Raw genomic sequence first — 19280 nt, 5'->3', positions numbered from 1 at the left:
TTGCCAAGGGCTCGGGCCTCATCTTCGTCGCGACCTGCGCGAAGGCCGTGCCATACTATGCTTTCGATATGCTCAATGGTTTCAAAGCTGTCATCGAGAAGCTCATCGAAGTTGATGACAAAGGGGGACTGCAACGGAATGCCCGGGCTCCGGCGACCCTCGGGGGTATGCCCGGTGACCAGCATGCCGAGTTCTGACGATTGGTCCCGTATGGCCTCCCAGGCCTCCCTCGTCAGATTCGAATAGACCTTGATGCGACGAAAACCTGCATTGTATTGCCAGCGCACTGCAGCCCGGGCGGCCGCTTCGTCCTCCACGATCTGGTGGTTGATCTGCGCGTTTGGTCCGGTACTGTTCAGGATCGGCCCACTGGTCAGGAGTCTTGGGCCTGCCAGCTCGCCCTGGCGGATGCGCTCCTGCAACTCAAGGTGGAAGGGCATGCCGGACATATTTCGTACCGTGGTAACGCCGTGGCCGAGATAGGCGCCCAGTTCGGCTTCATCCCACAGGTGGACGTGCATATCTGTGAGGCCGGGGATCAGGGTCAGTCCTTTGACGTAGAGCTCCGCGTCTGCCTGGAGAGCAAACCCGCTGCCGCCCACATGCACAATTCGACCATCGTCTATCACGACGTCCACGCCCTCCTGAATGGCTGGCGCATCGCCGGCGAAGCCAATCGTGCGAACATTGGTGATAAGTAGATCTGCCGCCCGGACATCAGTGTCCCCGGTCACATCGGCGCCGGAGGCGGATGTCACAGCGCTGAACAGCGCAAACATTGAGAGAAGCAGAATGTTACACGGCGGGGAAATCATGGAAATTTTCATAGCTGTATAGTGTAAATGTTGCATCCCCGTGTCGCCAGCTCCTGCAGCCGGAACTGCGTTATGATGGGATAGTCCCCGTGTGAGATAACCAGAAGGGCAGCTTATGACCACCACCCGTGATTTCGTCGTCAATCGCACAAATCTGTCCCGGACCCGCTGGGTCGAGGGCCCCGAGGCCGCCGGGATCGTGCTTGATGAGGGGCAGATTCTGGTTGCGGTGGAGAAATTCGCCTTTACCGCCAACAACATCACCTATGCCGTGGCCGGCGACATGCTGAATTACTGGTCGTTTTTCCCTGCCGACCCCGGCTGGGGGCGGATTCCGGTCTGGGGCTATGCGACAGTCCTGCGCTCGCGCTCCCCGGACATTGGCGAGGGCGAGCGGCTCTACGGTTACTTCCCGATGTCATCACATCTCGTCATGCAGCCGGAGCAGGTGGCGCAGGGCTCCTTTCTCGACCTGTACAAGCAGCGACGCGAACTGCACCCGGTGTATAACACCTATAGCCGGTTGCGCGGGAATAACGCCGCGGACCCCGTGCTCGACGACCTGCGACCGATCCTCAGCCCCCTCTTTACCACCTCGTTCCTGATTGACGACTGGCTGGCCGACAATGCTTTCTTTGGTGCCACCCAGGCCCTGCTGTTGAGTGCCTCGTCGAAAACCGGGTTCGGTCTCGCCTTCGGGCTGTCCCGGCGGCGGCCCGAGGGGCCTGCAGTCGTCGGCCTGACCTCACCCGGCAACATCGCCTTCGTTAAGCGTCTCGGCTGCTACGATACTGTGCTTGCCTATGACAAGATCGCCACCCTGGATGCCGAACTGCCCACTCTGGTGGTCGACTTTGCCGGCGATGGTGAGGTGCTGGCGGCCGTGCACCGGCATTTTGGCGACAGGCTGGTCGAGAGCACCCAGGTTGGACTGTCACACTGGGATGCACCGCGCCCACCAGCGGATCTACCCGGCGCCAAACCCCGGTTGTTCTTCGCTCCGGACCAGGCCCGCCAGCGCATGCAGGACTGGGGCAGGGACGGCTTTGACGCGAGACTGGGCGCGGCCTGGCGGGACTTTGCCGTGCGGGCTACGGGCTGGTTGACCGTCGAACACGGTGAGGGACCGGAGGCTGTGGCGCACGTCTACGCGGAAATGCTTGCCGGGCGTATCAATCCCGCTATCGGCAATATTCTCTCACTCTGAGACAATGTAGCCGGAAACCGTCGGGTCTATTGTGCCTGGGGGTGTCGGCAGACCGGTGTGAAACAGGAGTCCTGATGAAATTCTTTCCGACCTTGCGCCATCTGGGCCTGCTGGGTGGTGTATTCATCACCGCCGTGGGAGCCTGGGCGACCAGCCTGCATCCGGCGTGGTCCCTGCTGGCGCTGCTGGGGGGCCTGCTCTGTGCGGTGGGGCTCCACGACCTGCTGCAGACCCGGCGCGCGGTGCTGCGTAATTACCCGGTGATTGGCCATTTCCGCTATCTGCTGGAGGCCATCCGGCCTGAGATCCGGCAGTACTTCATCGAGTCCGATAGCGAGGAACTGCCGTTCTCCCGGCGCCAGCGTTCCATCGTCTACCAGCGGGCCAAATCGGATCTGGATAAACGCCCCTTCGGCACGCTGGAGAATGTCTACCGCAGTGACTACGAATGGATCAACCATTCGCTGCAGCCGGCGCAGATTCCGGATCACGACTTTCGCGTTACCGTCGGCGAGGGTGGGGCGCAGCCTTACAGCGCCAGCGTGTTCAACATTTCCGCGATGAGCTTTGGCGCGCTGTCGGCCAATGCCATTCGCTCGCTCAACGCCGGTGCCCGCCGGGGCGCTTTCTACCACGATACGGGGGAGGGCGGGATCTCTCCCTATCATCGCGAGCACGGGGGCGACCTGGTCTGGGAGATCGGCACCGGCTATTTTGGTTGCCGTGATGCCGCCGGGCGCTTCAGCGAGGAGCGTTTTGCGGCCAATGCGTCCGAGCCGCAGGTAAAGATGATTGAGCTGAAGCTGTCCCAGGGAGCGAAGCCGGGCCAGGGCGGGCTGCTGCCCGGGGCCAAGGTGACCGGGGAGATAGCCAGCACGCGCGGAGTTCCCGAGGGCGAGGACTGCCACTCGCCGGCGGTGCACTCGGCATTCTCCACTCCCATCGAGTTGTTGCAGTTTGTCGCACGGCTGCGGGAGTTGTCGGGAGGCAAGCCCGCCGGGTTCAAGCTTGCCATTGGTCATCCCTGGGAATGGTTTGCGATTGCCCGCGCCATGCAGGAGACCGGTATTTTACCGGATTTCATTGTGGTCGATGGCGGTGAGGGAGGAACCGGCGCCGCTCCGCTGGAGTTTGCCGATCATGTCGGTGTGCCGATGCGCGAGGGCCTGATGTTGGTGCACAACACCCTGGTGGGCCTGGATTTACGCGACCGGGTGCGGGTCGCGGCTGCAGGCAAAATCATCACCGCGTTCGACCTGGCCCGGACCCTGGCGATCGGCGCGGACTGGTGCAACGCGGCGCGCGGATTCATGTTTGCGCTGGGCTGCATCCAGTCCCAGAGTTGCCATACGGGGCGCTGTCCCACGGGTATCGCGACACAGGATCCGGGGCGCCAGCGTGGACTGGTGCCCGAGGACAAGGCCACCCGGGTCTGCAATTTCCACCAGAATACCCTGAAGGCCCTGCGCGACCTGCTGATGGCGGCGGGGGTGGAGCATCCCTCCCGGCTCGGCCCCGAGCATGTCATCCGTCGTGTATCCCAGACCCAGGTGCGGGCGCTCGACCAGCTTTATCCGGCTTTGCGGCCGGGACAACTACTGCAGCCTGCGGGAGACGAAGGGTACGGCCATGTCGTGTTTGATTTGTTCTGGAAGCACGCGCGCGCGGACAGCTTCGCAGCGCCCGCGCGGGTTCGCGGTTAAGTTCCGGCATCCATGGGAGGCGCCGGGTGAACAACAGCATGCGGGAGAAGGTTGAGCTGGAGCACGACGCTGCACGCATTTTCATGCGCCTGTACGAGGACCGCTCAGGACAGCCCATGCGTCACATCTGGCACAACGAGCCGAACAAACCCGACGTTTCCTGCTATCTCAACGGCGATCGCATGGATCTGGAGATCGCCCATATCTACGGCAGCGAAGAGGAAGCCAAGCTTATCCTGGGTCGGGAGGCCAATATCCGCACCCTGGAGGCGCTGCATCAATTGATACAGGTGCCTGTGGCAGATCGCCTGCTCACCGCTCTCAATACGGTCCTCGCCAGCAAGTCGGTGAAGACCTACCGCAGCGACAGGGTCTGGCTGGTGATTCGCAACGCCAATCCCCTGTGGTCCACGGAGGAACTGAAGCGGTGCCTGCACCGTGTGTCATTGCCCCCCGCGCATCCGTTCGAGCAGATCTGGGTCATCGGTGACATGTCGGGAGAGTCGGGGATCGTGCAGCTTTATCCGGGCGACAAGCCGCTGCCGGGCCGGAGTCGCAGCAGGCGGTAACTGCAGCAGAGCTGAGGAGGAGACGCTGGGCAGGGCCTGCCCAGCGCCGGTTGGGGCTCTAACTCGCGAGCTTCTCGAATTCCAGCTCGGGATAACCCTGGTTGGCTGACTCGTCCATCCTGTCGTAGTAGTTGTTCGCACCGCCAAAGTAAATCAGTACACGCGGTGCCTTGTCTTCAAGGTTCGCACCCATCATCCACGAGTTGACCTTGTCACCTTCGGCCATCAGCGTCTGGTTGTGGATCTCCGCGGTGTGGGCAGTCCATTCGTCCTCTGCTTCCGGGCGTGGCCTGACGATATCGTAGCCCTCACTTTCCACCTTCTTGATGCAGTTGGTGATCCAGATGACATTCTGCTCAATGGATGTCGGCAGGTTGGCAAACGGTGCCTGGGGGCCCGTGACGATGAACATGTTGGGGAAATCCGCCACGCACACGCCCATGATGGACTTGGACTGCTGCTTCCATTTTTCCGCGAGGGTCTGGCCGCTGACGCCACGAATCGGGAAGGCTTCCAGGGCGCCGGTGTAGGCCTTGAAGCCCGTTGCCAATACGATGATGTCGAATTCGTAGTGGTTTTCCGTGGTGCGTACACCGGTCTCTGTGATCTCGACAATGGGCTCCTTGTCCTTGATGTCCACCAGCTGCACGTTGTCGCGGCTGTAGGCCTCCAGATAGCCGTGATCCAGCGGCGGGCGCTTGGCGAACAGCGGGTAGTCCTCGAGTTTGGGTACCAGGATCTCCGCGATCGCAGGGTCCTCAATGCGCTCCAGCATCTTGTCGATGATGAACTGCGACGCCATCCTGTTGGCTTCCGGATCGGAGAGCAGGTCCTCGAAGGTCTCGAATACCCAGCGGAAGCTGCCGGTCCATTTCTCCTCGAAAATCCGCTGGCGCTCTTCCGGTGACGTTTCCACGGCCTTGCGACCTTCGGCGGTATCAAAGGCCATGCCGAACATGTGGTTGCGGCACTTGGCGACGATCTCGTCGTAGTGTTCCTTGATCTCCTTTTCCCACTCCTTGGTCATGGGCTTTTGCATGGCGGGCAGGATGAAGTTGGGAGTGCGGTGGAACACGGTCACGCTTTTGGCCGTCTGTGCCATGACCGGCAACATCTGCACGGTGGTGGCGCCGGCGCCGATGATGCCGACGCGCTTGCCGGCATAGTCGAGACCTTCCTGCGGCCAGCGTGCGGAGTGGAACAGTGGCCCCTTGAAGGTATCCATGCCCTTGATTTTGGGTATCACAGGCTCGGAGATCATGCCCATGCCGCTGATGAAGTACTTGCAGGTAAAGGTCTTGCCCTCGCCGGTGGTCACCAGCCAGTGACCGCTGTCTTTCTGGTAGTCCGCGCTGACAATCTCGGTATTCAGCTGGATGTCGGGCCACATGTCGCACTTGTCGGCGACGAAGTGGAAATAGCTGTGGGTCTCTTTCCAGTCCGGGTAGCGCCGGGTCCAGGACCACTCCTGCAGGAGTTCCTTGGAGAAAGTCAGGCAGTAGTAGTAGCTCTCGCTGTCGGTCATCGCGCCGGGGTAGCGGTTCCAGGTCCAGGTGCCACCAATATCGTCTGCCTTGTCAAATACGCGGATGGACAGTCCTGCTTCCCGCATGTAGTGGATCATGGCGAGCCCGGCAAAGCCGGCGCCAATCGCGATAACATCGAAATCCGGTTTTTGGGTCGTCATACAGGTGTTCCTCATCTTATTGAATACGGGCGCCGCCCAAAATAAAGCTAGTCAGGTATCGGGACCGGAATAGCAGGCTCTTTTCTTGTTACATAGTATGCGTTTGTGGTGCTGGCCTGAAGCGGTTTGGGACCTGTTTCGGGCGCTGAACGATACTATACTTGCTAGGCGCAAACAAGCAAGTTAATCCCACAAGAAATGTAGGCCATTGATCCGGGGGCTTGCTCATGGGGTCTCCCCCGGCGATTGAGTTCGCCCTGGTCATCGCGTTACATTAGTGGCCTTTTCAGGCTCGGCAGTTGTGCATTTCCCGCGCCTGCCCCGTGCACTTGGCAAAGGCTTCCCATGGCTCACTCGAAATCCCCAGCGCCCGGTCACCGGCCCGCCTCGCGGCGGAGCTTGTTGCCTTGATTGCCGATCACGAACACTGGATGCGGCGTGCCCTGGCGCTGGCGGATCGCGCCGCCGCGGAGGGCGAGGTGCCGGTCGGCGCGGTGGTGGTGCGCGGCGGAGAGCTGCTGGGCGAAGGCTGGAACTGTGTTATCGGCAGCCACGACCCCACCGCCCACGCCGAGATCGAAGCGCTGCGCGATGCGGCCCGGCGGGAGGGCAACTACCGCCTGCCCGGGGCCACGCTTTATGTCACCCTGGAACCCTGCAGCATGTGTGCCGGAGCCCTGGTGCATGCCCGCATTGAGCTGCTGGTGTTTGCTGCCCGCGAGCCCAGGGCGGGCGTGGTGTGCAGTCAGTGTGCGCTGCTGGAATCCACCTGGTACAACCACCGGGTGCTTTGGCAGGAGGGCGTGCTGGCGGCGGATTCCAGCGCCCGTCTGCAGGCATTTTTCCGGGCCCGCCGTTCATAGTGCCAGAAAGCGTTTGTCCTGCAGCGCCAGCGGCAGGTAGTCCTCCGGGTTCAGCGGTGGCCCCGGCTGATCGGCGGACAGGTCCTGCCACTGCAGGATGCTGTAATAGTGGCGGATGTTCTGCACGAAACGGGTGGCCTCGCCGCCGCGGGCGTAGCCGTAGCGGGTAGTGCGGTAGTGCTCGCGCTTCTGCAGTAGCGGCAGGTGGGCCATGACGTCGCTCCACAGGTGGGGGTCGCCGCCCCGGCCTTCCGTCAGTACCCGGGCATCTTCGAGATGCGCAAGGCCGATGTTGTAGGCCGCGAGGGCCATCCAGGTACGATCGGGTTCGTGGATGTCCCGCGGCAACCGGCGTCGTATGTCCTTCAGATAGCGGGCGCCGCCGCGCAGGCTCTGGAGTGGGTCGAGACGATCCTTTACGCCCATTTCCTTTGCTGTGGGATTGGTCAGCATCATCATCCCGCGAACTCCGGTGGGGGACGTTGCCTCAGGTTCCCAGTGTGACTCCTGGTAGGAGATCGCCGCCAGCAGTTGCCAGTCGAGCTGGTATTCGTTGGCGACCTGCCGGATCAGCTCGCGCCAGGCGGGCAGCTTGTTGCGGATATTGCGGGCAAAGGTATGAGAGCCAATGCGCGTGAGCACCGTGGTGTGTCCAAAGTGCTGCTCCCAGAGTCGCGCCAGGCTCCCATCTTCCTGGAGTCGTGTCAGGAACTGGTCGACGCGTCGCTGCAGGCCGCGGTATTCCGGTCCCGGGGGCAGGTACCAGACCATGTCCTGTTCGGGACCCAGGTCGAAGGCTACCGCCAGCATGGGATACAGGCTCTGTTGCATGCGGAATTCGCTGGAGTCTATTACCGCCAGGTCGGCGCTGCCGTTGTCCACCCGCTCCAGCAATTCCATGGTGTCAGCTTCGGCCACCGACTCCCAGCGCAGGTCCGGCCAGGCTTCCTCCGCAAGCGCCTGCAGCGCCTGTTCGTGGCTGCTCCCGGCAAGCACCACCAGATGCAGGTCATCCAGCTCATCCAGCCCGCCCGGACGGCGATTTCCGGTCCGGTAGACAACCCTTGGCACCATGCTGGCATAGGCGACGGAGTGCCTGAACTGCTCGCTGCGATCCTCGGTCAGGCTGAGGCCGGCGGCGGCCAGGTCGACCTGCTCCCGCTCCAGGCTGCGGTAGATTCCCTCCAGCGTGTACGCGGTCTCCATACGCAGGCTGACGCCCAGCTCCTCCGCCAGCAGCTGTGCCAGGTCGTGCTCAAAGCCTGCGGCGCCCTCCTTGTAGAGGTAGTAGGTGGTTGGGCTGTTGCGGCTGATCACGGATATCTCGCCCTCGGCCAGTATCTGCCGCAGCCGGTCGGACTGGGAGCAGCCGCAAAGGGTGGTCAGCAGCAGAGCGGCGAGCAGGAATCGGGTCGTCATCATGCAGGGATTCTAGCGGCGTAGCCGGGTCGCGAACAGCCCGGTGCGTGAAGTCACCGTTAAAGCTCTACAACAAGTGGACAGGGTGGGCCGGCGGCACCGGCGACTGCCTGCTATCACTCATTCAGGGTATTTGGTCGCGGCGGGTTCGGGGTAGGCTATGCTTGAATCAATAATCAGGAGTTCAGCCAATGACCTTGCCCGCGACGCCACTGACCCATCGTCCCCCCCTGCGCGCCCAGGATATCTACGACCGGGTGCTGGCGCTGGGCGACCTGTTCCGCCGTAACGCCCCCGAAGCACGCAAGATCCGCCGGGTGCCACAGGAAAATATCGACGCCCTGCAGGAAGCGGGTTTTTTCCTCGCGCTGCAGCCCCGCCGCTGGGGTGGCCACGAGGTGGATCCGCAGGACTTCTTTCGCATGCACCTGGCTATTGCAGAGAACTGCATGTCCACCGCCTGGGCGTCCGGCATCGTCGCCGTGCACGCCTTCCAGTTGGCGCTGATGGGGGAGCAGGCGCAGGAGGATGTCTGGGGTGATGACATTCACACCCGCATCTCGTCCTCTTATGCGCCGCTGGGCAAGGTGACCGAGGTGGAGGGTGGTTTCCGCCTCAGCGGTCGCTGGGGGTGGAGTTCGGGGTCCGACCACTGTACCTGGGTCTTCCTCGGCGCCATTTGTCCGGATGGTGGCTTCCGCAGTTTTCTGGTGCCCCGGGGCGATTACGAAATCGTGGACACCTGGAGCGCCATGGGCTTGCAGGGCACCGGCTCCAACGACATCGTGGTCGACGACGCCTTTGTGCCCGACTACCGTACCCACAAGGCGGAGGACGGTTTTCTCGGCACCAACCCCGGGGTGACAGCCGACAGCGCGCCCCTGTACCGCCTGCCCTGGGCCCAGCTGTTCGTGCGGGTGGTGTCCACCCCGGCAATCGGTGCCGCCCGGGATGCCCTGGACCTCTATCGCCAGCTGGTGGTGGGGAAGGCCAGCGGCGATTTGACCAAGCTCGCGGGGGACACCGCGACCCAGGAGCGAATCGCCGCCGCGATCACGAGTATCGATGAAATGGAGGCCATCCTGTTCCGCAATTTCGACCGGATGATGACCCAGGTCACCGCCGGCGATGAAGTGCCCGTGCTGGAGCGCATCAAGTATCGCTACCAGGCCTCGCTGGTGATCGAGCGCTGCATGGCGGTGGTAGACAGCTTGTTCTCCTCCGCCGGCGGCGGATCGGTGTTCCTGGGCAGCGAAATCCAGCAGCGGTTCCTGGATATCCACACCGGTCGGGCTCATGTCGCCAACAACCCCACCTCCTTCGCCCGTAATCTGGGCTCGGTGCTGCTGGGCAACGACAGCAAGGACTTCTTCGTCTAGCGCCTGGCGGGGGCGCCGGCGGGTGAAATTGCCCGCGATTGCCGGTTACCGGCGGCGCCGCTATCCCGTACAATGGCGGGCTTTCAGAAGACCTCTCCTGGAGCTCGCCCCTGCATGCTGATTTTGCGCGGTGCCCCGGCGCTGTCCCCGTTCCGGCGGGACAAGCTGGCACAGAAACTCTCTGCTATTGACCCCGCCATCCGTCTCCTGCACTGCGAATGGGTGCACTTCGCTCACACCCGGGAAGCCCTCACTGAGGAGCGCCAGGGCTTGCTGCGGCAACTGCTGCACTACGGGCCCGGGGACGAGGCTGGGGAGCGGGACACCGGCGATGCCGAACTGCTGCTGGTGGTGCCGCGCCCGGGGACCATTTCGCCCTGGTCCAGCAAGGCCACCGATATCGCCCACAACTGCGGTCTGGGGGAAGTCCTCCGCCTGGAGCGGGGCACGGCCTGGTACCTTGAGCTGCCCCCGGGCTTGCCGGAGGTTGCGCGCGGGCAGGTGGTATCGGCGCTGCACGACCGCATGACCGAATCCGTGCTGCCTGCCCTCGAGGCCGCCAGTGCCCTGTTCCGGGTGCAGGAGCCCGCGCCCATGGGCTCGGTCGACATTCTCGGCGGCGGTCGCGCGGCCCTGGTGGCCGCGGACGCGAGCCTGGGCCTGGCGCTGGCGGAGGACGAGGTCGATTACCTGGTGCAGGCCTTCACCGGCCTCGGCCGCAATCCCAGCGACGTCGAGCTGATGATGTTCGCCCAGGCCAATTCCGAACATTGCCGGCACAAGATCTTCAACGCCAGCTGGACCATCGATGGCGTCGCCCAGGACCGGTCCCTGTTCGGCATGATCCGCAATACCCATGAACGCGGCGGCGAGAATGTGCTCTCCGCCTACTCCGACAATGCCGCCGTGGTCGCAGGTCACCACGCCGGGCGCTTCTTCCCGGACCCGGAGACAGCGGAGTACGGCTTCTCCCAGGAGCCCATCCACCTGTTGATGAAAGTGGAGACCCACAACCATCCCACGGCCATCGCCCCGTTCCCGGGCGCAGGTACCGGCGCCGGAGGCGAGATACGCGATGAAGGCGCGGTGGGCCGCGGGTCCAAGCCCAAGGTCGGGCTGACCGGTTTTTCCGTGTCCAATTTGCAGATCCCCGGTTATCTCCAGCCCTGGGAGTCCGACTACGGCAAGCCGGGGCGCATCGTGTCGCCGCTGGAGATCATGCTCGAGGGGCCGATTGGCGGTGCCGCCTTCAACAACGAGTTCGGCCGCCCCAATCTGTGCGGCTACTTCCGCAGCTTCGAGCTGGATGTCCCGGGAGCTGACGGCAGCGAACGCCGCGGCTATCACAAGCCCGTCATGATTGCCGGTGGCTACGGCAACATCCGCGAGGAGCACGTCGAGAAAGGGGAGTTCGCCCCCGGCGCGCACCTGATCGTGCTGGGCGGCCCGGCAATGTTGATCGGCCTTGGCGGCGGTGCAGCCTCGTCGATGGCCAGCGGCGCCAGCGCCGAGGACCTGGATTTCGCCTCGGTGCAGCGCCAGAACCCGGAAATGGAGCGGCGCTGCCAGGAAGTGATCGACCGCTGCTGGCAGCTGGGTACCCGCAACCCCATCGCCTTCATCCACGATGTGGGTGCCGGCGGCCTCTCCAACGCGTTGCCGGAGCTGGTCAAGGACGGTGGTCGCGGCGGCCGCTTCACCCTGCGCGATGTTCCCAATGATGAACCGGGGATGGCGCCCCTGGAAATCTGGTGCAACGAGTCCCAGGAGCGCTACGTGCTGGCGGTGGAGCCGGAGCACCTGGCCCGATTCGAGGCCATCTGCACCCGTGAGCGCTGCCCCTTCGCGGTGGTGGGCGAAGCCACGGCGGAGCAGCATCTGACCCTGGCGGACAGCCACTTCGGCAACGCCCCCGTGGACCTGCCCATGTCCGTGCTGTTCGGCAAGCCCCCGAAGATGCAGCGGGAGGTGACCCGCCAGGCGCCGGTGCTCACGCCACCCAGCCTGGAGCTGCCGCTGCAGGAAGCGGTGGAGCGGGTATTGCAGCTGCCAGCGGTGGCCAGCAAGCAGTTTCTGATTACCATCGGTGATCGCACCGTGACGGGCATGGTTGCCCGCGACCAGATGGTTGGCCCCTGGCAGGTGCCCGTGGCCGACTGCGCCGTCACCACAGTGTCCTACGACAGCCATGCCGGAGAAGCCATGGCCATGGGTGAGCGCAGTCCCCTGGCTCTGGTCAGCGGTCCCGCCTCAGGGCGGATGGCGGTGGCGGAGGCGATCACCAATATTTGCGCCGCACCCATCGCGGCCCTGCAGGATATCAAGCTGTCCGCCAACTGGATGTGCGCCGCCGGCCACGGCCGCGAGGACGAGGTACTGTTCGATACCGTGCGGGCGGTGGGCATGGAGTTCTGCCCGGCACTGGGCATCACCATCCCCGTGGGCAAGGACTCCATGTCCATGCGCACCACCTGGCGGGAGCAGGGGGAGCAGCGGGCAGTGACCGCCCCGGTGTCATTGGTGGTTTCCGCCTTCGCCCCGGTGACGGACGCACGGTTGGCGGTCACCCCGCAGCTGCGGCCCCGCGATGACGCGCAGCTGTGGCTGCTGGATCTCGGTCGCGGCGCCGGTCGCCTCGGCGGCTCGGCACTGGCGCAGGTCTGTGGCCAGGTGGGCGACAGCGTGCCCGACATCGCCGACCCGGAAGATCTGGTCGGGTTCTTCACCCTGGTGCAGGAACTGCTGCAGGAGGGCAAGCTGCTGGCCTACCACGACCGCTCGGATGGTGGCCTGCTGGTGACCGCGCTGGAAATGGCCTTCGCCGGCCACTGCGGGCTGGAGCTGGATCTGTCCGCTGTGGCTGGCGCACCATTGCAACAACTGTTTGCGGAGGAAGCCGGCGCCGTGCTGCAGCTGGCCACCGCCGATGTGCCGGTACTGCGCAAGCGCGCGCAGGAACTGGGTCTGGAAGCCTGCCTGCAGCCGCTGGGTCGCGCGGTGACGGGTGACGACGTAACCATCAGCGCGGCGGGTACGCCCCTGCTGCGGGACAGCCGCAGCCGCCTGCAGGCATTGTGGGCCCGCACCAGCTACGAAATCGCGGCGCTGCGGGACAATCCCGACTGCGCCGTGGAGGAGTTCCAGCGCATTCTGGCGCCGGATCCGGGGCTCTCGGTCCGCCTCGGTTTCGATCCGCGGGAAGATATCGCCGCCCCGTACATTGCCACCGGTGCCCGGCCGCGGGTGGCCGTATTGCGGGAGCAGGGCGTCAACGGCCACGTGGAGATGGCGGCGGCCTTCCACCGCGCCGGTTTTACCCCGGTGGATGTCCATATGAGTGACCTGCACGCCGGCACCCGCTCCCTGGCGGAGTTCCGGGGCCTGGTGGCCTGCGGCGGCTTCTCTTACGGGGACGTACTGGGCGCCGGCGAGGGCTGGGCCAAGAGCATCCTCTTCAACCCGGCGCTGCGCGACCAGTTCACCGCCTTCTTTGCCCGGCAGGACAGCTTTACCCTGGGGGTGTGCAATGGCTGCCAGATGGTGTCCACCTTGCGCGAGCTGATCCCCGGGGCGGAGCACTGGCCGCGCTTTGTGCGCAATCGCTCCGAGCAGTTCGAGGCCCGCCTTGCCCTGGTGCGCATCGAGCGGAATCCATCCATCCTGCTTGCCGATATGGCCGGCTCCCACCTGCCTATCGCGGTGGCCCACGGCGAGGGGCGGGCGGAGTTCGCCGATGCCGGGTCCCTGTCGGCCTGTGAGTCCAGCGAAACCGTGGCCCTGCGCTATCTGGAAAACGATCTGTCCCCGGCGGTGCGTTACCCCGCCAACCCGAACGGTTCGCCGGGAGGAATTGCCGGGCTCAGCAGCCGGGACGGCCGCGCCACGATCATGATGCCCCACCCTGAGCGCGTATATCGCACCGTCCAGCATTCCTGGGCACCGGAGGAGTGGGGCGAGGATGGACCCTGGCTGCGGCTGTTCCGCAACGCCCGGCGCTGGGTGGGCTAGTGAATTCCAGCCAGTCACGCCCCACTTGTGACCCCCCCCTTATTCTTTATAATGGCGGACTTTTCATTCCCGGCCCTGTCGCACCACCCGGTGCGCCGGCCGAGGCCCGCTTTTCTGGCAGAGCAAAACTATGCTGAACAAGTATCCATTGTGGAAATATGTGCTGGTACTGATGGTATTGGCCACCGGCCTGCTGTACGCCGCGCCCAATCTGTACGCGCCTGACCCGGCGCTGCAGATTACCGGGGAGAGTAGCGCGCAGATTATCGATGACCGTACCCTGTCCCGGGCCACCGCGGCACTGGAGGAGGCCGGGATCGAACATTTTGGCGAGCTGATCGACCCGAGCGGCCGCAATGCGCTGGTGCGACTGCGCGATGTCGAACAACAGCTGGTGGCCCAGGCCCGGGTGCAGCGCGCCCTGGGTGACGGTTTCATCATAGCCCTCAACCTGGCCCCGACCACCCCTGAGTGGCTCAGCGATCTGGGTGGCCAGCCCATGAAGCTGGGCCTGGACCTCAGCGGTGGCGTGCACTTCAAGCTTGAGGTCGACATCGACGCCGCCATGGAGCGGCGCCAGGAATACTATGTCACCGCCATTCGCCGCGCCCTGCGCGAGGACCGTATCCGCGGTATCGTCGATGGCGACGCCGAGGGCCGCATCGTTGCCCGCCTGCGCACCGAGGCCGATCGCGAACAGGCCCGGGCCCTGGTCGCAGACAACCATCCGGAGTTGACCCTGGAGCGCGATGGCGCCGGCGACAACTGGACCCTGACGGCGGCGATGACCGAGCAGATGCGTACGGAAATCGCCAACTACGCGGTGAGCCAGAACCTGACGACCCTGCGCAACCGGGTCAACGAGCTCGGGGTGTCCGAGCCCCTGGTGCAGCGGCAGGGCCAGAATCGCATTGTGGTGGAGCTGCCGGGCATCCAGGATACCGCGGAGGCCAAACGTATCCTCGGCACCGTGGCCAACCTCGAGTTTCGTCTGGTGGCCAACCTGGACGCGCCGGAATCCGAGAAGCAGCGCTTCGAATACCGCAGTGAGGACCGCGCGGGTTCTTTCGAGTGGCTGGAGCGGGACGTTATCATCACCGGCGAACGGGTCGCCAATGCCCAGGCCAGCTTCGACGAGAACGGCCGCCCCAATGTCCAGATCAGCCTGGATGGCGAGGGAGGGACCCTGATGTCCCGGGCCACCCGCAACAACGTCAAGCGGCGCATGGGGGTGCTGTTCATCGAGCGCAAATACCGCACCCGCTACGAGATGCAGGAAGACGGCAGTGAAAAACCGATCCAGGTGCCTTACGACGAGCGCAAGCTGCTGACCGCGCCGGTGATCCAGTCCGCCCTGGGTGCGCAGTTCCAGATCACCGGTCTCGACAGTCCGCTGGAAGCTTCCGAACTCGCCCTGATGTTGCGCGCCGGCGCCCTGGCGGCGCCGATCTCCTTTGTGGAAGAACGCACCGTGGGCCCGTCCCTGGGCGCGGAAAACATCCGTCTCGGGGTGAAATCGGTGCAGTTCGGCCTCGCCCTGGTGGTGATCTTCATGATTCTCTACTACCGCGTGTTCGGGATTATTGCGGTGGTGGCGCTGAGCGCCAACCTGGTGCTGCTGGTGGCCTTCATGTCGCTGATCGGCGCGACCCTGACCCTGCCAGGCATTGCCGGCATCGTGCTCACGGTGGGCATGGCGGTGGATGCCAACGTGCTGATTTTCTCGCGAATACGGGAGGAACTGCGGGACGGGCGCTCCCCGCAGATGGCGATTCACTCGGGCTATGACGCGGCGCTCTCCACCATTCTCGACGCCAATATCACCACCCTTATCGTGGCGGTCATTCTCTACGCAGTCGGTACCGGCCCGGTCAAGGGCTTCGCGGTAACCCTGTCGGTGGGGATAGTGACCTCCATGTTTACCGCGATTGTCGGTACCCGCGCCCTGGTCAACCTGTTCTACGGTGGACGCAAGGTCAGAACCCTGTCCATCGGGGGAGTGAAAGCATGAGAACGATCAACTTCATGGGCCAGCGCAAGGCTGCGCTGGCGCTGTCCGCGATCCTGTTGGTAGTCGCGATCGGGTCCTTGGCTACGCGCCAGCTCAGCTGGGGCCTGGACTTCACCGGTGGCACCCTGGTGGAGGTGCATTACAGCCAATCGGCAAATCTGGGTGAGATCCGGGACGTCCTCAACGCGGGAGGCTACGCTGGCGCGATCGTGGTCAGTTTCGGCAGCGACCGGGATGTCATGATCCGCCTGCCCCAGGGCCACGCCGACACCCAGGGCACGGCCCTGGTGCGCCTGCTCGAGGACAACTTTGACGGAGTCGTGGAGCTGCGCCGGATCGAGTTCGTGGGTCCCCAGGTGGGCGAGGAACTGCGTGAGCAGGGCGGGCTGGCGATGCTGATGGCGCTGGGCATGGTGATGCTGTACATCGGCTTTCGCTTCCAGTTCAAGTTTGCGGTCGGCGCAGTCGCCGCCCTGGTCCACGATGTCGTCATCACGCTGGGCTTCTTCTCCCTGATCGGCCTCGAGTTTGACCTGACCGTGCTGGCGGCGCTGCTGGCGGTGATCGGCTACTCCCTGAATGACACCATCGTGGTGTCCGACCGCATCCGCGAGAACTTCCGCAAGCTGCGCAAGGCCGATGCCATCGAGGTCATCAATATCTCCCTCTCCGAAACCCTGGGGCGCACCCTGGTCACTTCCCTGACCACCTTGCTGGTGCTGGTCTGCCTGGCGCTGTTTGGCGGTGAAATGATCAACGGTTTCGCCAACGCGCTGCTGGTGGGGGTGGTGGTCGGAACCTATTCGTCCATCTACGTGGCGGCCAATGCGCTGGTGCTGATGGGGGTGAGCAAGGAAGACCTGATGCTCCCCGTCAAGGAAGGCGCCGAGCAGGAAGACCTGATGCCGTAGCAGCGTGCAGACGTCCAGTCGGCACTGAATACCGGACTGGGCGAAGCGGCTTCGTAGCGGGGCGCGGCGTGGTTCCCCCCACAGCCAGTCAGGACACGCCGTAAATACGTCCATGTAGGCTCGTATCGCGCATCCATGCGCTCAACGGTCCTGACTGGCAGTGGCCGGCCCCACCCCGCTCGAGGTGCCGGCAACTTCTAAGTAGTTACCCGCCGCTGTGCCTGCTTTGGTGATAATGCCATAGCGGCGACGCGTGTAGACGTCCAGTCGGCTCCGACGGTAGGTCCTCAGCGTTGCCGGGGGGGCAGGACTGTGTGAGACATGGATGTCGAACACAAGCCCCCATGGACGGGTTCACGGCGTGTCCTGATCGCCCCTCGCCAACGCTGAGGACCGGATTCAGGCGACCAGCTTCGTGGTGTAAATCAGCGTGTCCTGATCAGCTCCCACGGACGCTGAAGGCCGGATTCACGCGAGGAATCTAGCTTCCCAGCAGCGGTTTGGTGACCTGCAGTACGGCCTTGAAGCACTTGGGGTTGCCGCAGACGATGTTGCCGGAGGCCATGTAGTTGTCCGATGCATTGATGTCGGACACCAAGCCGCCGGCCTCTTTTACCAGCAGGGCGCCCGCAGCCATGTCCCAGGGCGCGAGGCCGATTTCCCAGAAGGCATCGAGGCGCCCGGCGGCCACGTAGGCCAGGTCCAGGGAGGCTGCTCCGGCGCGGCGGATGCCGGCGCACTGGCCGGCGAGAACTTCGATGGTTTTGCTGTAGGGGACCAGGCGATCATCGCAATGGTCCTTGAAAGGTATGCCGGTGCCGAGCAGCGCGCCGTCCAGGCTGGTGCGGCTGCTGACCCGGATACGGCGCCCGTTGAGTTGGGCGCCGCGGCCCCGGGAGGCGGTGAATTCCTCGCGCCGAACCGGGTCGACGACAACCCCGTGCTCCAGTTTGCCCTTGTACAGGCAGGCGATGGAAACGGCGTAGTGGGGGATGCCGCGGAGGAAGTTGGTGGTGCCGTCCAGAGGGTCGATGACCCAGCGGTAGTCGGCGTTCTCGTCACCGGTGAGGCCGGTCTCCTCGCCCAGGATGGCGTGCTCGGGGAAGGCCTTGCGCAAATGGTAGATGATCTCGCGCTCGGCGTTGCGGTCGACATCGGAGACGAAGTCGTTGACGTTCTTCTCCTGTACGTCGATGCGGTCGAGCTCATCGGAAGCGCGGACGATCTGCTCGCCGGCCTTGCGCGCGGCGCGCAATGCGATGTTGACCATCGGTTCCATAACGGTGTCCTGGGTGGGCGTTTTCGGGCGCGGGATTATAACAGTACATCCCGCACTGATCATACCGGCAATCTGCTACACTTGCCGGCTTTTGCTGAGGGCGCGGCGCGCGCTAAAAACGGGCATGAATCTCGACAACATCCGCATCGTACTGGTCAATACCAGCCATCCGGGCAATATCGGCGGGGTTGCCCGGGCAATGAAAAACATGGGCCTGTCGCGGCTGGTCCTGGTACAGCCGCGCCAGTTCCCGGATGAGCAGGCCAGCTGGCGCGCCGCAGGTGCGCTCGACCTGCTGGAAAAGGCGATGGTGTGCAGCAGTCTCGATGAGGCCATTGCCGATTGCCAGTATGTGGTGGGCACGAGCGCGCGGGAACGGCGCATTCCATGGCCGCTGCTGGATCCGCGCCGCTGTGCGGAGGAAATGGCGTTGCGTTCGGGCCGGGAACAGGTGGCGGTGCTGTTCGGGCGCGAGGACCGGGGGCTTACCAACGAAGAGCTGAAGCGCTGCAACCTGCACCTGCACATTCCCTCGGACCCTGCCTACAGTTCCCTCAACCTCGCCATGGCGGTGCAGATCGTCTGCTACGAGCTGCGGATGCTGCTGCTTGCAGACACCCTGCCGGCCGCGGCGGAGGATCAGTGGGACGCCCCCTTCAGCACAGCGGAGAATATGGAGCGCTTCTACCGGCATCTGGAGGAGACTCTGGCGGCAATCGGCTTTCTCGACCCGGCGGCCCCGCGCCAGTTGATGGCCCGGTTGCGACGCCTTTACGGTCGGGTGCGCCTCGACGAGATGGAGCTCAATATCCTGCGCGGCATCCTGACCGAGACACAGAAGTTCGCACCGCCAACGCCCGGGGGCGGCGCGGGCGAAAGTTGATCAATTTGGTCGGTTATTGCATACTGCCGCTTTGTTCGAGTGGGTACTGCCATGCGGCTGACAACCAAGGGACGCTACGCGGTCACCGCGATGCTGGACCTGGCCCTCCACGGTACCGAGGGTCCGGTGAGCCTCGCGGAGATCTCCAGTCGGCAGGATATTTCCCTGTCTTACCTGGAACAACTGTTTGCGCGTCTGCGGCGCCGCCAGCTGGTGAGCAGCGTGCGCGGCCCCGGCGGTGGTTATCGCCTGGGGCGCAGCTGTGAAGCCATTTATGTCGCCCAGATTATCGATGCCGTGGATGAAGCGGTGGACGCCACCGGCTGCGGCGGCAAGGCCGACTGCCAGCAGGGTGAGGTGTGTCTTACCCATCACCTGTGGCAGGATCTCAGCGACCAGATCCACGGTTTTCTCAGCCAGATCAGTCTCGCAAACCTGGTGGAGCGGCGGGAAGTGCGCCACGTATCCTCGCGCCAGGACGCCCGTTCGCTCATCAATCCGGGCAGCCTGCTTGCCCTGCGGGAAATATGATTCGGCGGCCGCGGC

General features: G+C 64.2%; 14 protein-coding genes. 10 read left to right on the top strand and 4 right to left on the bottom strand.

Annotated elements, in window-relative coordinates; all coding sequences use genetic code 11:
- Positions 1 to 779: amidohydrolase family protein (locus RJQ10_RS14495; RefSeq protein WP_502880245.1), on the bottom strand; the 779-nt coding region annotated here is incomplete at its 3' end.
- A 151-nt stretch (positions 780 to 930) separates the two neighbouring features.
- Here RJQ10_RS14495 and RJQ10_RS14490 point away from each other — a divergent pair.
- The 3 genes from RJQ10_RS14490 (at position 931) to RJQ10_RS14480 (ending at position 4294) form a co-directional block, all read left to right on the top strand.
- Positions 931 to 2022: a DUF2855 family protein gene (locus RJQ10_RS14490; RefSeq protein ID WP_350147836.1), complete on the top strand. Its 1092-nt coding sequence runs from the start codon at positions 931 to 933 to the stop codon at positions 2020 to 2022.
- Between the two features lie 74 nt (positions 2023 to 2096).
- Complete coding sequence (locus RJQ10_RS14485) at positions 2097 to 3725, top strand: FMN-binding glutamate synthase family protein (RefSeq protein ID WP_350147834.1); 1629 nt, start codon at positions 2097 to 2099, stop codon at positions 3723 to 3725.
- 26 nt (positions 3726 to 3751) lie between these two features.
- Positions 3752 to 4294, top strand: a complete 543-nt coding sequence (locus tag RJQ10_RS14480) for a hypothetical protein (protein WP_350147832.1) — start codon at positions 3752 to 3754, stop codon at positions 4292 to 4294.
- A gap of 58 nt (positions 4295 to 4352) precedes the next feature.
- Here the strand turns inward: RJQ10_RS14480 and RJQ10_RS14475 are convergent, their stop codons facing one another.
- Entirely contained in the window at positions 4353 to 5981 is a 1629-nt protein-coding gene (locus RJQ10_RS14475; RefSeq protein ID WP_350147830.1) for a flavin-containing monooxygenase, read from the bottom strand.
- Positions 5982 to 6388: 407 nt separating this feature from the next.
- Between RJQ10_RS14475 and tadA the strand changes: the two genes are divergently transcribed.
- On the top strand, positions 6389 to 6844 hold the full coding sequence (gene tadA / locus RJQ10_RS14470) for a tRNA adenosine(34) deaminase TadA (protein WP_350147828.1): 456 nt from the start codon (positions 6389 to 6391) through the stop codon (positions 6842 to 6844).
- On the opposite strand, the gene mltF is transcribed toward tadA, so the two are convergent.
- Positions 6839 to 8266 (bottom strand): membrane-bound lytic murein transglycosylase MltF, encoded by a 1428-nt coding sequence (mltF, locus tag RJQ10_RS14465; protein ID WP_350147826.1) that lies wholly within the window; start codon positions 8264 to 8266, stop codon positions 6839 to 6841. The genes tadA and mltF overlap by 6 nt on opposite strands.
- A 188-nt stretch (positions 8267 to 8454) precedes the next feature.
- Here mltF and RJQ10_RS14460 point away from each other — a divergent pair, with 188 nt between their 5' ends.
- The 4 genes from RJQ10_RS14460 (at position 8455) to secF (ending at position 16572) form a co-directional block, all read left to right on the top strand.
- Positions 8455 to 9642: a flavin-dependent monooxygenase gene (locus RJQ10_RS14460; protein WP_350147824.1), complete on the top strand. Its 1188-nt coding sequence runs from the start codon at positions 8455 to 8457 to the stop codon at positions 9640 to 9642.
- A 114-nt stretch (positions 9643 to 9756) separates the two neighbouring features.
- Positions 9757 to 13650 (top strand): phosphoribosylformylglycinamidine synthase, encoded by a 3894-nt coding sequence (gene purL, locus RJQ10_RS14455; protein ID WP_350147822.1) that lies wholly within the window; start codon positions 9757 to 9759, stop codon positions 13648 to 13650.
- A gap of 130 nt (positions 13651 to 13780) precedes the next feature.
- Positions 13781 to 15661 (top strand): protein translocase subunit SecD, encoded by a 1881-nt coding sequence (secD, locus tag RJQ10_RS14450; protein WP_350147820.1) that lies wholly within the window; start codon positions 13781 to 13783, stop codon positions 15659 to 15661.
- A complete protein-coding gene (secF, locus tag RJQ10_RS14445) occupies positions 15658 to 16572 on the top strand; it encodes a protein translocase subunit SecF (protein WP_350147818.1) in 915 nt (304 codons plus the stop codon). Before secD ends, secF begins: the two co-directional genes overlap by 4 nt.
- Before the next feature lie 481 nt (positions 16573 to 17053).
- Here secF and RJQ10_RS14440 read toward each other — a convergent pair whose 3' ends face one another.
- Positions 17054 to 17851: an inositol monophosphatase family protein gene (locus RJQ10_RS14440; RefSeq protein WP_350147816.1), complete on the bottom strand. Its 798-nt coding sequence runs from the start codon at positions 17849 to 17851 to the stop codon at positions 17054 to 17056.
- Between the two features lie 124 nt (positions 17852 to 17975).
- Between RJQ10_RS14440 and trmJ the strand changes: the two genes are divergently transcribed.
- A complete protein-coding gene (gene trmJ, locus RJQ10_RS14435; RefSeq protein ID WP_350147814.1) occupies positions 17976 to 18734 on the top strand; it encodes a tRNA (cytosine(32)/uridine(32)-2'-O)-methyltransferase TrmJ in 759 nt (252 codons plus the stop codon).
- A gap of 51 nt (positions 18735 to 18785) precedes the next feature.
- Positions 18786 to 19265: a Fe-S cluster assembly transcriptional regulator IscR gene (iscR, locus tag RJQ10_RS14430; RefSeq protein ID WP_350147812.1), complete on the top strand. Its 480-nt coding sequence runs from the start codon at positions 18786 to 18788 to the stop codon at positions 19263 to 19265.
- The last annotated feature ends 15 nt before the right edge of the window (positions 19266 to 19280 follow it).

The sequence above is a fragment of the Haliea sp. genome, from assembly GCF_040222615.1.
In the GTDB taxonomy this organism is placed as follows: domain Bacteria; phylum Pseudomonadota; class Gammaproteobacteria; order Pseudomonadales; family Halieaceae; genus Haliea.
Note: the sequence above shows the minus strand (reverse complement) of the source record. Positions and strands in the feature narration are given on the sequence as shown.

Coding starts and splice junctions, on each gene's coding strand:
- RJQ10_RS14490 (WP_350147836.1), top strand. CDS start 931: ATGACCACCACCCGTGATTTCGTCGTCAATCGCACAAATCTGTCCCGG.
- iscR (WP_350147812.1), top strand. CDS start 18,786: ATGCGGCTGACAACCAAGGGACGCTACGCGGTCACCGCGATGCTGGAC.
- RJQ10_RS14485 (WP_350147834.1), top strand. CDS start 2,097: ATGAAATTCTTTCCGACCTTGCGCCATCTGGGCCTGCTGGGTGGTGTA.
- RJQ10_RS14440 (WP_350147816.1), bottom strand. CDS start 17,851: ATGGAACCGATGGTCAACATCGCATTGCGCGCCGCGCGCAAGGCCGGC.
- secF (WP_350147818.1), top strand. CDS start 15,658: ATGAGAACGATCAACTTCATGGGCCAGCGCAAGGCTGCGCTGGCGCTG.
- purL (WP_350147822.1), top strand. CDS start 9,757: ATGCTGATTTTGCGCGGTGCCCCGGCGCTGTCCCCGTTCCGGCGGGAC.
- mltF (WP_350147826.1), bottom strand. CDS start 8,266: ATGATGACGACCCGATTCCTGCTCGCCGCTCTGCTGCTGACCACCCTT.
- RJQ10_RS14460 (WP_350147824.1), top strand. CDS start 8,455: ATGACCTTGCCCGCGACGCCACTGACCCATCGTCCCCCCCTGCGCGCC.
- secD (WP_350147820.1), top strand. CDS start 13,781: ATGCTGAACAAGTATCCATTGTGGAAATATGTGCTGGTACTGATGGTA.
- trmJ (WP_350147814.1), top strand. CDS start 17,976: ATGAATCTCGACAACATCCGCATCGTACTGGTCAATACCAGCCATCCG.
- RJQ10_RS14475 (WP_350147830.1), bottom strand. CDS start 5,981: ATGACGACCCAAAAACCGGATTTCGATGTTATCGCGATTGGCGCCGGC.